Origin of the sequence: Marinobacter sp. UBA2498, from assembly GCF_002341575.1 — a bacterium.
Lineage (GTDB): Bacteria > Pseudomonadota > Gammaproteobacteria > Pseudomonadales > Oleiphilaceae > Marinobacter > Marinobacter manganoxydans.
Genome location: NZ_DDOI01000029.1, coordinates 47508 through 62036, shown reverse-complemented (window position 1 = coordinate 62036; position 14529 = coordinate 47508). Strand labels below are relative to the sequence as shown.

Sequence of the window (14529 nt, the reverse complement as noted above, 5' to 3'; positions counted from 1 at the left end):
AAATAGTTCCGGTTCCAGCGTTCCCACTGGCGAATCTTATCGTCCTGTTCCGGTGTCAGGTATTGGGCAGCCATAGAATCTCACCTGAAGGATTTACCCGTATCTTGGGGACGGGCCGCGGCAATTACAATCCGGAATCGGCCGTAATGCCCGCCACCAGAACACCGGAAGCCAGGGCCTTCTCAAGGTCGGAAACCGGAATCGGCCGGCTGATCAGATAACCCTGGGCAAAGTTACATCGATGATTCTTCAGGAAACTCAGCTGCTCCTCGGTTTCCACACCCTCGGCCACCACCTCAATACCCAGGTTGTGAGCCAGGTTGATCACCGCCCGGGTAATCACCGCGTCGTCATGGCGTTCCGTGACTTCCGTGATAAACGAGCGGTCGATTTTCAGCAGGTCAACGGGGAAATCCCGAAGGTAACCGAGCGACGAATAACCCACCCCGAAGTCATCAATGGCAAGGTGAACACCCAACTGGTGCAGACGCGAAAGCTGATTCAGGTTGTGCTCGATGTTCTGGATGAAGATTTCCTCGGTGAGCTCGACCTCCAGGCGATTCGCCGGCACATTCTCCGCCGCCAGGGCTTCCCGAATGTGGTCCACCAGATCCTCGTCGTCCAGCTCCCGGCCCGAGAGATTGACCGCAATGCGCAGGCCCTCATGGGGAGTGCCTTTCCATGCGGCCAACTGCCGACAGGCCGCCATGACCACCCAGCGCCCGATATCAGTGATCCGACCGCTCTCTTCCGCCAGCGGGATAAACTCCACCGGCGGCAGAAGACCGCGGCGGGGATGGCGCCAGCGGATCAGCGCCTCGACGCTCTGGATTTCACCGGTGTTCAGGTTCAGCTGGGGTTGATAGAAGAGCACGAATTCGTTGTTGGCCAGGGCCTGGCTCAGATCCTTGTCCAGTTCAAGACGCATGACTTCCCGTTGCTGCATGCCCTCGGTATAGAACTGATAGGTATTCCGGCCCTGTTCCTTGGCCCGGTAGAGGGCAATGTCGGCATTGCGCAACAGCGTATCCGCATCCAGACCGCTCTGCGGGTACACCGCTACACCCATTGTGGCGGTAATGCTGTGGGACTGTCCCTGAACATCGAAGGGCTGGTCGAAGCACTGTTTGATCTGGCCCAGCAGGTGAATGATGTCGTCAATGTCGTCCACCTGTTGCTGGCAGAACATGAACTCATCGCCCCCGGAGTAGGCCACCAGCAGGCGTTCATTGCTGAGGCGGTTCAGCCGCTCGGACACCTTGATCAGCAGTTCATCCCCGAACTGGTGGCCGAGGGAGTCGTTGAGGGTCTGGAAACGGTCCAGGTCCAGCATCACCAGGGCAACCTGGCGCATCTGGCGATCGGCAATGTTCAGGGTGTGGGACAGGTCTTCCATGAAGAACCGACGGTTCGCCAGGCCGGTGAGGGTGTCGGTGGATTCCAGTCGCGCCAGATCTTTCTGAATGGCGGTGCGCTGCGCGATTTCCTGATCCAGTTCCCGGCGGGTCTTCAGCAGCGCGCGGTTGCGCTTGAGAATGAGCTGTACCAGCAGCGTGGTCAGACTGGTCAGCAGACCCATCAGCAAAAGGGTTGCAAAGGTCATCCCCGGCCAATAGCTGTACTGGCTTTCCACCCATTCAGTGGAAGGGCGCAGGGTCAATGTCCAGTCCAGGGTCGGCAAATTAACGTCCTGGGTCTGGGCAAAGTCGCGACTAACCGGCTGGGACACGTTCAGTTCATAGCTCACCTCGCCGGCCTCGCGAATCTCGACCCGGAAGGATTCCAGAACCCGCTCGGTGAGAAGCTGGCGCGCCAGCACTTCCATTCTGAACACGCCCGCTATAAAGCCATTATTCTCGGGGCCGGCACCCACCGGTGCATAGATCACCATGCCCTTGCCGCCCTGGCGCAAATTAATGATACCGGAAAGATCCCAGCTGCCGGACTGTTTCGCCCGTTCCAGTGCCTGGCGCCGTTCCTCGTTGAAGGCGACGTTGTAGCCGATGACCTCTTCGTTGTCGGTAATCGGCTCCAGCCAGCGGATAATGAAATCGGAGTCAATCCACTCAATGGCCTGGTAAACGCCGAAGTCGTCGAGGTAGTTGCGGGCATCCCGCCGCCACTCCTGTTTGGTTTTGGCAGGGTCTGCCTCCAGGCGTTTGGCCATGCGCCGGATGGCTTCGGCGTGGATCAGAAATTCCCGCTCCAGGTGGTTGGCCATGGCCCGGGCTTCGTTGGTCAGGTTTGCTTCTATCTGACGTTTGTCCTGCTGTACCAGCCCGTAGCGCAGGCCGGCTGCCAGACCCAGGAAAACCAGAAAGATCACCACCGGAAACAGCGGGCTCAGCAGGCCCGAGACAACAGGTTTGGGAGGTGATACAGGTTGTTCCACAGGTTACTCCGTGACTTTAAACGGTGGTACCGGGCAGTCGGCAGCGCCAGCGCAATTATGAAGCATTTCTACCGGCCACCGCCATCAGTTGCTTGATTCGGTTCCGAAGCGAGACTCCAAAGGCGCCGTCGGACAGTGGCCGTGCAATTTCCGGAGAACCCTCGTCAGGTTCGGAACCCGTGCCTCCCAGGTCGATGATACGCGGGGTGACTGGCTGCTTGTCGCCATTGAGCAGCACCTCCACCTTTGGTTTCAGCTTGCGCCGGGGGTGGGTCGCCAGGACGATGGCCACTTCGCCCGTCGACAGCTCGACCAGGCTGCCGGGCGGATACACGCCAATCATCCGTATGAAGGCTTCCACCATGGAAGCGTCGAACTGTTGGCCGCGGTTACGGAACAGGATGCGAATGGCTTCGGAGGCCGGTAGCCCATCCCGGTAACACCGGTCGCTGGTAATGGCATCGAAGGCGTCGACGATGGAAACCAGACGGGCGAAACGGCTGATCTGCCACTCCGCCAGCTGTTCAGGATAGCCGCGACCATCCATGCGTTCATGGTGGTGACGGGAGACATCGCTGATAATCGGATCCAGATTGACATCAGCACAAAGCAATTCGTAACCCAGCGTTGTGTGCTGTCGCATGATGCTGTGCTCTTCTGGCGTCAACGGGCCGGGTTTATTGAGGATCTCGTCGGGAACCCTGAGTTTGCCAAGGTCGTGCAGCAGACCGCACATGCCCACGGTCTCCAGGTCTTCGTCCGGCATGCCCAGGAAGCGGGCAAAGGCGACACAGAATATAGCCACCCTGAGGCAATGCTCTGCGGTGTAGGCATCCCGGGACTTTATCCGGCTCATCCAGAACATGGCGCTTGCGTTGGCTTTCACGCTGTCGACGCACTCCCGGATGATGGGGCGGGCGCTCTGGAGGTTGAGGTCATTGCCGGCTTCAATCTGTCGGGTGACTTCTTCCACAAAGGCCTGGGTCCGGCTCCAGGTTGCGTGTGCCCTTGGGAGTTCCTGCTGGAGAGAGCAGGTTTCCGGCAGCGGTTCGCTGGTGCGACGCTTGAGTAGCGAGATCTGATCGAGCACCGGGTTCAGGCGTGATTCTTCATCCTCCACCAGAACCCACTCACAGTACTGCCGCAGAATCTGCGCCTGGTTGTCATCAGTCAGGGTGAAGCCCTGAAACAGAACCGGCACCTGGGTCCAGGGCCGGTCCAGGCTCACGACGCGCATGCCGGGCTGGAGAAGGTCCACCGGTAAGCGCACCCGCTGGAGAGTCGAAACAGGGGAGTCCGAATGAGTTGCGAGCGCCGACGGCGCCGAGACGGAATGTCGGTGCTGTTTGCTGGATTTACGTCGGAACCACATGGCTCTACCAGTCTTCTGTTTTATGTCCGGTGATTATGTCAGACCTGACAGACCGGTTACAGAAGAGTGCTGGAAGTGTGACGCAGTTCCTGATGCAGATCGGGTATCAGGCGTTTCCGGAAACTCTGGCAATCCCCAGCCGGGGAATTTCCTGCTTGGGGCAACGGTCCATCACCGCGGTCAGCCCCGAGGCTTCCGCTCGCGCCGCCCCTTCATGGTTGATGACGCCAATCTGGAGCCAGACCACGGGGATTTTCAGATCGATGGCCTGGTCGATAATCGCATCGGTGCGCTCCGGCGCCAGGAACAGGTCAACCATGTCCACCGGTTCGGGAAGGCTTCGGAGGTCGGCGTATACCGTTTCACCGAGCACGGTCTGACCTGCCAGGCGGGGATTGACCGGTAGGATTCGGTAGCCCTGGGACTGCAGGTACTCCATGACCTCATGGGAAGGCCGGCTGGTCTTTTCACTCGCGCCGACAAGGGCGATGGTCCTGACAGTGGTCAGGATGTCACGCAACTGTTCCGGGCTGGTACTGGGCATGATGCTGGCGAAACCTCGCTGGATTAACGGTGTGCCTGCAGACAGACAGACACGGACTCCGCGTAGCGTAGCGCGTGGGGCTTGTCGATTTCCACCTCGGCCCACTGGACCGCCTCGTGTTCCATGACAATGGTCAGGACCTCGTGGGTCAGACGCTCAAGCAGGGCGAAGCGATTGCCATCCACATGGTGAATGATCTGCTTTGTGATGGTTCGATAGTTGAGGGCGGCGGAGATTTCGTTCTGGTTTACGGCTTCCGTCGCATCATAAGTCAGCGCAACGTTGATCAACACGTCCTGCTGATTATTGATTTCCTCTTCTTTGATGCCGATGTAGGCCCTGAGAAGAAGATCCTTGATGCGGACTTTTGCCAGGTGATTCCCGTTGACGTCTGTCATGCGCCCTCCCTCGGGTCAGATAGTTCAGCGATTGTTACTGATCAGCGTCAGAAACTCTGTGCGGGTCGCCTGGGATTTGCGGAACTGCCCCAGCATCATCGAGGTTTTCATGCGGGAATTCTGTTTCTCCACGCCCCGCATCATCATGCACATGTGCTGGGCTTCGATGACAACGGCCACGCCTTTGGCGCCCGTGACGCTCTCAACGGCTTCGGCAATCTGTCGGGTCAGGTTTTCCTGAATCTGCAGACGGCGGGCGTACATGTCGACGATGCGGGCAAACTTGGACAGGCCCAGTACCTTGCCGGCGGGCAGGTAGGCAATGTGGCACTTGCCGATGAACGGCAGCATATGATGCTCACACATGCTGTAGAGTTCGATATCCTGAACCACGACCATTTCATCCATGGCCGATTCGAATACCGCATTGTTCACCAGGTCGCCAAGGTCCTGCTGGTACCCGCACGTGAGGAACTGCATGGCCTTGGCCGCACGCATTGGAGTGTCTTGCAGACCCTCGCGATCCGGGTCTTCGCCCAGGCCATCGATGATGGCACGGAAGTGCCCTGAGAGGTCGTCAAGGAGTTTACTCATAGTCTTTTCCGGTTAGCAGTGTCTTACGAGGGCCAAAGCTTAAGGCAATTTGCCCGCCATCTCTACGCTTTACGCAGGCATCGTCGGAAAAGACCACTTTGGCCGCCACGCCCAGTGGTATGGACGGTGGGGCTATGGCAGTGGCGGCCGGTTTGTTCTACAGTTTCAGGCTATCAATGTTCGTCGGGGACAATGCATGGATGAGGTGATGCCGACCGTTGGTGGGGTTTCCGCCGCGGGGCGCGAGGAAGGCACCCTAGAAGGGTGGCAACAGGGAGGTAAGTGGTTCAGTTTCGAGGGACATGCCATCTTCAGCCGGATGGCAGGCTCGGGAGAACCGCTGGTGCTGATCCATGGATTTCCCACTGCCAGCTGGGACTGGAATCGGCTCTGGCCGATGCTGGTTCAGCAGCACAACGTGCTGGCCCTGGACATGCTGGGCTTTGGCTTTTCCGATAAACCCGCCGATTACGATTACAGCATTGAAGACCAGGCGGATCTGTTTCAGGGCTGGATTGAGGGTCTGGGTCTGCCGTCCGTGCACCTTCTGGTTCATGACTACGGGTGCAGTGTTGCCCAGGAGCTTCTGGCGAGAGAGCAAGAGAACCTGCTGCCATTCCGGATTGCGAGTGTCTGTTTCCTCAACGGCGCCCTTTTCCCCGAGGTCCACAATCCCCTGCTTATTCAGAAGCTGCTGGGGAGCCCCTTTGGCGGGCTGATCAGCCGGGGCCTGACCCGACGCAGTTTCGAGCGCAACTTCCGCCGTTTGTTCGGCAGCCAGAATCCGCCGGACCGTCAGGACATGGAGGACTTCTGGCATCTGCTGACCTACAACAACGGCCGGGGCATCCTGCACCACCTGATCCAGTTCATGGAAGAGCGTCGTTGTCACCGGAACCGCTGGGTTGGCGCGCTGCAGAAGGCAACGCAGCCGATGCGATTGATTTCGGGTACCGCCGATCCGGTCTCGGGTGCCGGCATGGTCAGACGCTACAGGGAACTGATGCCCGATGGTGATGTGGTCACCCTCAGGAATATCGGGCACTACCCCCATCTGGAGTGCCCCTGGGAGGTTTTCAGTGCCTATCGGGAGTTTCGCAAGCGCTGCGAGGGATAACCCCCGGGGCGGGCTTTCCTCAGCCCGATGCGGAATCGGGCATATCCTCGGCACCCCGGCCTACAACCGGTAGCGGCCGGGCCGCGTTGACGACCTGGTTGCGACCTCGGGATTTTGCTTCGTAAAGCGCCTGGTCCGCCCGGTTCAGCCAGACTGACCAGGTCTCACCCTTGCTGACCTCTGCGACACTGGCACTGGCGGTTACCTTGATATCTTCCAGAAATGGCCGTGCGCTGATGCTGGTCAGAAGCTGATTTGCCAGCACATCGGCATCTTTCTGGCGGGTTTCCGGCAGAACGATCATGAACTCCTCACCACCAATCCGGAACAGCTGATCGCTCTCGCGCAGGCGGGATCTCAGGCGCAGTGCCATTTCCGTGAGCACCTTGTCGCCGGCCAGATGACCCCACTGATCGTTGATCGTCTTGAAGTAGTCAAGGTCCAGCAGAATCAGGCTGGAGACCCGCTCATACCGCTCCCGCATCTGAATCTGACCGTTGAGGATGTCAGCCAGTTGCGAACGGTTTAGACAGCCGGTCAGGGGATCGGTGGTTGCCAGTCGCGTGAGTTCCTGCTGAAGCTTGCCCACCAGCGAGGCGAAAATCATGGCAAACAGGCACGTGAGACCCAGCGAAAAGGTTATCCGCCAGAAGTCGGCCTCGGGAAATCGTAAAAAGGACACGACGGCCATAACAACAACGAAAACAATGTTGCTTCCAATCGCCTCCCTGAGCGGTAGTAAAAAGAACAGGGCCGTGGCAGCCGGGTAGGCCCAGTAAAGGCCGGCATGGCCATTGATGTGTGTCGAGTAGGCGGCACTGACCACGGCGAGCAGTGGAAACAGACGGCCTTTGAGGAAGTAGGTGCCCCGGAACCTCAGGAATGCGATAACCAGAAGGGCGTTCGTGCAGAACAGGACCAGTACCGCGGAAAGCAGATAATGGGATTGCTGCCATTGCACCAGAACCAGGGGCGCTACGGCGATAAATGCCCAGAAATGCAGGTGATAAACCAACTGGCGCTTGAACCCCAGCACCGCGAGTGTGGGGTTGGTGGCAAGGGTGGAGGGTGGTACCGAAAAATTCACAGCATACTCCCGCTGTTTGAGTCGTATCCGCCCGCGTCCGGTGCCGGGACAGTCTTGAAGTCTAGCATGGCCGTTCATTTAATGAAGCAGACAGCGCCGTTTATGACCACCATTAGTTTTGTTCAGTTGGCCGCGCCTTGTCCACTTCGTTAAACTCCGCGGGACTGATTCAGGGACACGCCCAGGGACCATCCTATGACTGCTATTCACATCCGAGAACCGGCTCTGACGATCCGGGCAGGCCGGCGCGCGATGCAGCGCCTCAGGGAAACGCCGCTGTCGCCCGAGGATGTGCATGTCATTCCGGGTGCTGCCGGTGGCCCCAAGGCTCTGGGAATAAGTGGCCTGGATAAAGCCATTTTCGGTGACTGGTTGCCAAGGGTTCCCCAGGAGCGATCATTGATCGGCTCGTCGATCGGCAGCTGGCGTTTTGCCGCCGTGGCTTCCTCCGATGACCCGAAAGCCCAGCTTGCCCGGCTGGCGGAACTTTATACCGCACAACGCTTTGCCAAGGGTGTCAGCGCTGAGGAAGTGAGCCGCAAGAGCGTGCTGTTTCTGGAAGAGCTGCTCGGTGGGCGGGAAGACGCCATTCTGAACCACCCATGGTACCGACTGAACGTTGTGGTCGTTCGCAGCCTTGGCATGCTGGCGGAAGACGCCCGGGGCCGGCTGGGGCTCGGCCTTATGGGCGCGATCAGCGCCAACATGGTCAGTCGTCGTCATCTGGGCAGGTTCATGGAGCGGGGCATCATCCACGACGCCCGCCTGAAAGCGCCTTTGGCGAAGCTGGTGGATTTCCCGAGTCACGAAGTGGCGTTATCCCGCGAGAACCTGCTGCCTGCCCTTCTGGCTTCTGCGTCCATTCCCCTGGTGATGGCCGGTGTCCGCAATATCCCCGGCGCGCCCGAGGGTGTCTATCGAGACGGTGGTTTGCTGGACTACCACCTGGATCTGCCTTACCAGCAGCCTGGCGTGGTGCTCTACCCGCATTTCACCGATAAGGTGGTTCCCGGCTGGTTCGACAAGTCCCTGCCCTGGCGGCGGGGCGACGCCTCCCGGTTGCAGGACGTGCTGCTGGTTGCGCCATCAAGAAGCTATCTGGAGTCCCTGCCTGACCGCAAGCTCCCGGACCGGAAGGATTTCGAGCGCTATGCCGGTGACGATGCCGGCCGGGAACGGGCCTGGCGTTCGGCGATTGCCGAGAGTGATCGCCTTGGCGATGAGTTTATGGAACTCACCGAAACCCGGCGCCTGCCCGATGTCATCAGGCCGCTCTGAACACAGGGCTTCCGAAAGAGTGACTATACTGGTGCAGTAAAGTCACGAATCGGGGGATATGTTATGTCGGATGAAAAACCGGTGGTCGCCAGCAAGACACCGTTCTCTGTGATGGTTGAGGCGGGCAAGAACTACTTCTGGTGTGCCTGTGGCCGCAGTAGTAGCCAGCCATTCTGTGACGGTTCCCACAAGGGGACCGGGATAACCCCGATCAAATACGAGGCGGAGAAGAAAGAGTGGGTGTGGTTCTGCGGGTGCAAGCAAACCGGTAACGCCCCTCTCTGCGATGGCAGTCACAAAGCGCTCGAGTAGAGCGCCATTCGCTGCAGGGTACTCACCCTGAAGCCCGAGAGGCCGTGAACCGGGTCTTTCAGCGCCCGAACCCTGAGTACTACTGGAATCTCCGTCTCCTGGTCACGATGGACCAGGGAAAGATCAACGCGTTCAATGGAACTGTCACTGCGGGCGGCTGCGAGAGCTCGCCGGAAATTGTCCCGGGACGCCGGTGCAACAAGTTCCTCCAGGGGCTGGTTGACCAGGTCAGCGGGTGCCTGGTCCAGAAGTTCGGCGATTTGCGGTGAAACAAAACCGATCCTGCCTCTTTCGTCCAGTTCCCATATGACCGCACCGGACAGGGCCACCAGATCCCGGCTCCGTTGCTCACTATCGTTCAGTGCCCGCCGAAGTATCGATTTTTCGACCTGAAAGTTGGCGATCTGATGGTCAGCACCAATTTCTCTCTGTTCCAGACCACGAATGTGAAGTGTTTGCCGGTGTAGCCGTCGGTTCAGCACCAGGGTGAGGGCGGCCGCGAACACCGACAGGGCTGCACCGGCGATCCAGACGGTTCGTCGGGAGGCTTGGGCGACCGCTTCAAGTCCCTCTGGAGACGGCACGGTCGTGAGTATCCAGTTCTGATCCATTGGCGAAACTTCGGTACGCAGCGCCCGTGTCGGGTCCACCGAACCGTTGGTGCCCAGTTCCAACAGCGGCATCTTGGTATGTCGTTCGAGGGTGTCGATGCGCAGTCCGAGAGAATCCGGCAGGGTGTCACTGAACAGGGCCTGGAGCCAGGCCGACACGGGTTGGTTGTGGTCGCCCACCATCGACTGGTCCGGAACGTTGGCCAGCAGATGATTCACCAGGGCCTGATGCTGGGCGTGATATCGCGCTTCGGCAAGCGCCATGGCCCGACGCGCTTCAATGTTTGCAGTAATTCCGGTTACCAGCAGGCCGGCGGCGACCAGAAGCAGGGGAATCCAGATTCCTGGCCATAAGACCGGTCTGCGGAAACGGGCTGGAGTCGAGCTTTCCATGCCGGGCGTCCTTTGCGGCTGGGTCTGTACCCTCAGAACAGACCGACGTTACTCCTATACTCTAGTCCAGCTCATGAAGAGAGGGAAATGCTCAGGTCCGGACTTTGCCAGCTGCGCCGTAGACCAGCAGGAATACGGCAAAAGCCGTGACAACAACGGAAGGGCCGGCCGGTGTGTCCAGGTGCCAGGACAGACTCAGACCGCCGCTCACCGCGACAAACCCGAATCCGACGGCCATGGCTGCCATGATTTCCGGATTGTGGGCCAGGCGCCTGGCGGTTGCCGCAGGAATGATCAGCAGTGCGGTAATCAGCAGCACGCCGACGATTTTCATGGCTACCGCGATGACCAGTGAGAACATCAGCATCAGAACCAGGCGAAGCCGCTCTACGGCAACACCCTCCACCCGGGCGAGTTCTTCGTGAATCGTGCTCATCAGCAACCCCTGCCAGAGCACGGCAAGTAGGATAATGATCAGTGCCGCGCCGCCGTAGATCCACAGCAGGTCTTCACGGCTCATGGCCAGCAGATCCCCGAACAGAAGGCCGGTCAGATCGACGCGGACATCCGGCATGAAGCTCAGGGTTACCAGGCCTATGGCCAGGGCGCTGTGGGCCAGTATGCCCAGCAGGGTATCGGTTGCCAGAGTCCGGGTCCGTGACAGGAGTACCAGCGCCATGGCCAGCACCACACAGGTGATGATCACACCGAGGTTCAGCGGCACGCTGATCAGGAAGCTCAGGGCGATGCCGAGCAGCGCCGAGTGTGCAAGGGTATCGCCAAAATAGGCCAGTCGTCGCCAGACCACGAAACAGCCCAATGGCCCCGCTACCAGGGCCACGCCGAGTCCACCGATCAGGGCGCGCCAGAAGAAATCGTCCAGAATCGCGTCAATGATGGGCATGGTCACACTCCGTGTGTTCGCCCTCGACAACATCCCCGTGCAGATCGTGGCTGTGGTTGTGGTGATGGTGATAGACCGCGAGGGACTCTGCCACGGGGCGACCGAATGTCTCGATGAAAGCCGGGTCGTGGGAGATGTCCGCAGGGTAACCGCTGCAGCAGACATGCTGATTCAGGCAGATAACCTTGTCGGTTGCTGCCATGACCAGGTGCAAGTCGTGGGAGATCATGATAACACCGCAGTTCAGGTCATCCCTTAACTGGCGTATCAGATCATACAATGACGCCTGGCCATTGATGTCGACGCCCTGGGCGGGCTCATCAAGGACCAGAAGGTCCGGTTTGCGGGCCAGGGCCCGAGCCAGCAACAGCCTCTGCTTCTCTCCCCCGGAGAGGTGGTGTACAGAGGAATGCAGCAGGTGTCCGACGCCGGTGCGGGCAAGGGCAGACTCACATTCCGCGAGGGATCGGCCGCTGAGCAGCATGAACCGTTTAACGCTCAGGGGCAGTGTGGCCTCCAGCGTCAGATGCTGCGGGACGTACCCGATCACCAGGTTCTTTTTCAGGGACACCTGACCCTCAGACACTTTCTGGATGCCCAGTACGGCCTTGATCAGTGTCGTCTTTCCTGCCCCGTTTGGACCAATGATGGTGATGATGTCGCCACGGTGAATCTTCAGGTTGACCTGATCAACCACGGGGCGTTCGTCAAACCGGACAGTGAGGTTCTCCAGGGTGACCAGAGGATCAGTCATGGCCCGGCTCCGACTTGCATCGGGGACAAAGGCCGGCAATTTCAAGCGTCGTGGTCTCGGCCCAGAAGCCTTCGCCGGATGCGGCTTTACGAACCTCTGTTGAAACCTCTGGAGCGGTCAGTTCGAGCACATTGCCGCAGGCGCGACAGATCAGAAACATGCCGGTGTGGCTTTCACCCGCGTGGGTACAGCCGATAAAGGCGTTGAGCGACGCGATGCGGTGCACCAGCCCATGCTGCTGAAGGAAATCCAGTGCGCGGTAAACGGTGGGCGGCGCAGCGTTATGACCATCGGACGACAGTTCCGCCAGCACGTCGTAGGCGCCCAGCGGCTTGTGGGACTGCCAGATCAGTTCCAGAACCCGTTCCCGGATGGGCGTCAGTCGGGCATTCCGCCGCTGGCAAATGGTCCGGGCGTCAGTCAGGGCCTGACTGACACAGGCATCGTGGTTGTGAGGCCGGTAGGGAATAGCACGGGCAGACATGGTCGCAATCCTGCAAAATTTGAAACATTATAACATTTGCAGGGCTGTCTGCCATGTCCGGCAGTGGCACGGGTCAGTGTCGGGACTTTACAACCAGGGATTCCAGAAATTCCAGATTCGGAATCCAGGCATGCTCACCTTCAACCTCGACCTGCATCAGATCCGCCGGCCCCGGTTCACCCTCCAGCTTCCTGACCTGGTCTTCCGCCAAACGGGCCTGGCTGGGAATGCCCTGGGTAACCAGTGCCATAAACGGGACTTCCTTGTGGTGATCGCCAATGGTGTTGAGGACCACGATGCGGCCCCGATTATCGCCCGGAACGGTGAGGGCGCCGCCGTTGGCCGCGTCGTATGAAATCACCGGAAGTTGCAGGCCCCGCCAGTCAAGGTAGCCAACCAGCCATTCCGGCGTGTTCGCGCCGGCATCAGCGCTGGCATAGTCGACCACTTCCGCAATCGAGACGTTGGGCAGCAACAGTTGCCGTCCGCTCATGGGAATCATGACGCAGGAGAGGGATTGGCTGTTGTCATTCATTGCGTGTTACCTCAGGCGGAGTCCCGTTTCTGCCGGCTCTTGAGCAGGCAGGATTCTTCGATGGTTTTTACCAGTTCCCGTGCCAGCTGCTCCGGGGTGCCACAGAAACCGCTGCAACCGGTGGCGGCGACGGATTCGGGCATAGAGCTGTTGCCGCAGCTTGTGCTCTCCTGGACCCAGATCCGGCTACCGTAGGCTTTCAGTAAAGGCGCTGCAATAGCGCCATCATTACCCATGCCGGAAAAAAGAATAGCATGGCAGCGCTGGCCGTAATGATCCGCGACGTTGAGCAGGACCTGATCAATGGAAGGGCCATAGGGCCCCGGCCAGGCATTGCTGGTTTCCGTCAGGGCTCCCTGCTCGTTCAGTTTCCATTCGTGCTCCACGGGCATCAGCACCACATCACCATTCTTGACCCGATAGCCTTCCTCGGCTCGCTTGAGCTGGTAATGGGCGTGGCGACCCAGTACCCGCGTAAGAACCTCTGTGAAGTTCCCATCTATGTGCTGGGCGTAGATGAAGCCCACGGGCAGATTCGGCGGCAGGTGGTCCAGAAATGTCTTAACCGCCGCCGGCCCTCCCAGTGAAGCGCCCAGAATCCAGACTTCCTCGGCGACCGAACCGGGTACGGCAGGCGTTATCCAGTGAGGCAGGTCCGGCGATGGTGCTGGTGCCGGCGTTTCCTGCTCCAGTTCTGCCAGAGTGGCTTCTGAGTCCAGCTCTTCCAGGTGTCCCAGTTGCTGCTCAAGTTTGCCCAGTAAACGTCGTTCCCAGCGAAAATACTCGGTACTTCCCGGCTTGGGTGCTTCATCCAATCCGAACAGTACCGGTGCGTCGGTATTTTCAAGCAGGTGATCGAACAGTAATGGGTGATCTGCCTCGTCTTCGAGGGTAACCAGCCAGAGGCTGGCATCCGGGAACTCCGGGTAGCCCAGCAAACGCTCGGGATCCCCGGAAAAACGCACCTCCAGACCGAACTTTGATGTCGCGGCCTGCAGTCGGTGTCGCTGCAGAACCACATCCGAGACGATCCCGACCCTTGGCCGGCCAGTCTGGCCGGCCATCACTGACGTCCGGTCAGCCGCTCAATAGTCTCAAGCAACTCGGTTTCCTGGAACGGCTTGCCGAGATACTCGTTCACACCAATAGCCAGCGCGCGTTCTCGGTGTTTCTCGCCGGTCCGTGAGGTGATCATGCAGATCGGAATTTCCCGCAGGCTGTCGTCGTGGCGCACGAAGCTGGCAACTTCGAAACCATCCATCCTCGGCATTTCGATATCCAGCAGGATGATGTCCGGTTTGTGATCCTGCAGTTGTGCGACCGCGTCCAGGCCGTCTTTGGCAGTGATGACTTCCATGCCGTTGCGCTCCAGCAGTCGTGAGGTAACCTTCCGTACGGTAACCGAGTCGTCCACCACCATGACCACGGTAGCCTGCTCCTCGTACCGTGCAGACTCGCGGGCTTTCTCGAGATTGGCCAGGCGCTGGCGCTCGGACAGGATGTCGGAACGGATCATCGCAGGCAGGTCGAGAATCACCACCACGTTCCCGTCACCCAGGATGGTGGCACCAGACACACCGCGCACCGAACTGAATTGCGGGCCAAGGGATTTAACAACGATCTCCCGGCTGCCCATCAGGTTGTCCACCTGCAGGGCCATGGGCTGCTCAGCGCCGCGCACCAGGATCACCGGCAGCGGCAGGGCCTGCCCCTGCAGCTTCGGATGGTGATCGCTGTTCAGCAGGCTGCCCAGA

The 14529-nt window shown here is 59.5% G+C and carries 16 protein-coding genes; 3 read left to right on the top strand and 13 right to left on the bottom strand.

Going from position 1 to position 14529, the window contains the following annotated elements; genetic code table 11:
• Positions 1-124: 124 nt before the first annotated feature.
• The 5 genes from B2W52_RS02905 to folE form a co-directional block, all read right to left on the bottom strand.
• Positions 125-2392: a bifunctional diguanylate cyclase/phosphodiesterase gene (locus tag B2W52_RS02905; RefSeq protein ID WP_008172754.1), complete on the bottom strand. Its 2268-nt coding sequence runs from the start codon at positions 2390-2392 to the stop codon at positions 125-127.
• 55 nt (positions 2393-2447) lie between these two features.
• Positions 2448-3650: a cyclic di-GMP phosphodiesterase gene (locus B2W52_RS02900; RefSeq protein ID WP_008172755.1), complete on the bottom strand. Its 1203-nt coding sequence runs from the start codon at positions 3648-3650 to the stop codon at positions 2448-2450.
• 220 nt (positions 3651-3870) lie between these two features.
• The gene (locus B2W52_RS02895) at positions 3871-4308 is read right to left on the bottom strand and encodes a CoA-binding protein (protein ID WP_008172756.1); all 438 of its coding nucleotides are present in this window, start codon (positions 4306-4308) and stop codon (positions 3871-3873) included.
• A gap of 23 nt (positions 4309-4331) precedes the next feature.
• Complete coding sequence (gene folX, locus B2W52_RS02890) at positions 4332-4706, bottom strand: dihydroneopterin triphosphate 2'-epimerase (RefSeq protein ID WP_008172757.1); 375 nt, start codon at positions 4704-4706, stop codon at positions 4332-4334.
• A 24-nt stretch (positions 4707-4730) separates the two neighbouring features.
• Complete coding sequence (folE, locus tag B2W52_RS02885) at positions 4731-5300, bottom strand: GTP cyclohydrolase I FolE (protein ID WP_008172758.1); 570 nt, start codon at positions 5298-5300, stop codon at positions 4731-4733.
• A 196-nt stretch (positions 5301-5496) separates the two neighbouring features.
• On the opposite strand from folE, the gene B2W52_RS02880 reads away from it, so the two are divergent.
• Positions 5497-6417 (top strand): alpha/beta fold hydrolase, encoded by a 921-nt coding sequence (locus B2W52_RS02880; protein ID WP_273070367.1) that lies wholly within the window; start codon positions 5497-5499, stop codon positions 6415-6417.
• A gap of 19 nt (positions 6418-6436) precedes the next feature.
• On the opposite strand, the gene B2W52_RS02875 is transcribed toward B2W52_RS02880, so the two are convergent.
• Positions 6437-7504, bottom strand: coding sequence for a GGDEF domain-containing protein (locus B2W52_RS02875; RefSeq protein ID WP_273070364.1), 1068 nt, complete (start codon positions 7502-7504; stop codon positions 6437-6439).
• A gap of 195 nt (positions 7505-7699) precedes the next feature.
• On the opposite strand from B2W52_RS02875, the gene B2W52_RS02870 reads away from it, so the two are divergent.
• Positions 7700-8782, top strand: coding sequence for a patatin-like phospholipase family protein (locus B2W52_RS02870; protein WP_273070362.1), 1083 nt, complete (start codon positions 7700-7702; stop codon positions 8780-8782).
• A gap of 63 nt (positions 8783-8845) precedes the next feature.
• A complete protein-coding gene (locus B2W52_RS02865) occupies positions 8846-9094 on the top strand; it encodes a CDGSH iron-sulfur domain-containing protein (protein WP_092030765.1) in 249 nt (82 codons plus the stop codon).
• On the opposite strand, the gene B2W52_RS02860 is transcribed toward B2W52_RS02865, so the two are convergent.
• The 7 genes from B2W52_RS02860 to B2W52_RS02830 all read right to left on the bottom strand — a co-directional run.
• On the bottom strand, positions 9076-10098 hold the full coding sequence (locus B2W52_RS02860; RefSeq protein WP_008172765.1) for a PAS domain-containing protein: 1023 nt from the start codon (positions 10096-10098) through the stop codon (positions 9076-9078). The two genes, B2W52_RS02865 and B2W52_RS02860, sit on opposite strands and share 19 nt — an antisense overlap.
• A 91-nt stretch (positions 10099-10189) precedes the next feature.
• On the bottom strand, positions 10190-11002 hold the full coding sequence (locus tag B2W52_RS02855; RefSeq protein WP_092030767.1) for a metal ABC transporter permease: 813 nt from the start codon (positions 11000-11002) through the stop codon (positions 10190-10192).
• On the bottom strand, positions 10989-11756 hold the full coding sequence (znuC, locus tag B2W52_RS02850) for a zinc ABC transporter ATP-binding protein ZnuC (RefSeq protein WP_286801155.1): 768 nt from the start codon (positions 11754-11756) through the stop codon (positions 10989-10991). Before znuC ends, B2W52_RS02855 begins: the two co-directional genes overlap by 14 nt.
• The gene (locus B2W52_RS02845; RefSeq protein WP_286801154.1) at positions 11749-12240 is read right to left on the bottom strand and encodes a Fur family transcriptional regulator; all 492 of its coding nucleotides are present in this window, start codon (positions 12238-12240) and stop codon (positions 11749-11751) included. Before B2W52_RS02845 ends, znuC begins: the two co-directional genes overlap by 8 nt.
• A gap of 73 nt (positions 12241-12313) precedes the next feature.
• The gene (locus B2W52_RS02840) at positions 12314-12775 is read right to left on the bottom strand and encodes a chemotaxis protein CheW (protein WP_008172769.1); all 462 of its coding nucleotides are present in this window, start codon (positions 12773-12775) and stop codon (positions 12314-12316) included.
• Between the two features lie 11 nt (positions 12776-12786).
• On the bottom strand, positions 12787-13839 hold the full coding sequence (locus B2W52_RS02835; protein ID WP_286801153.1) for a chemotaxis protein CheB: 1053 nt from the start codon (positions 13837-13839) through the stop codon (positions 12787-12789).
• Positions 13839-14529, bottom strand: a 691-nt coding sequence (locus tag B2W52_RS02830; protein ID WP_286801151.1) for a response regulator, incomplete at its 5' end; no start/stop codon positions are given. The genes B2W52_RS02830 and B2W52_RS02835, both read right to left, overlap by 1 nt.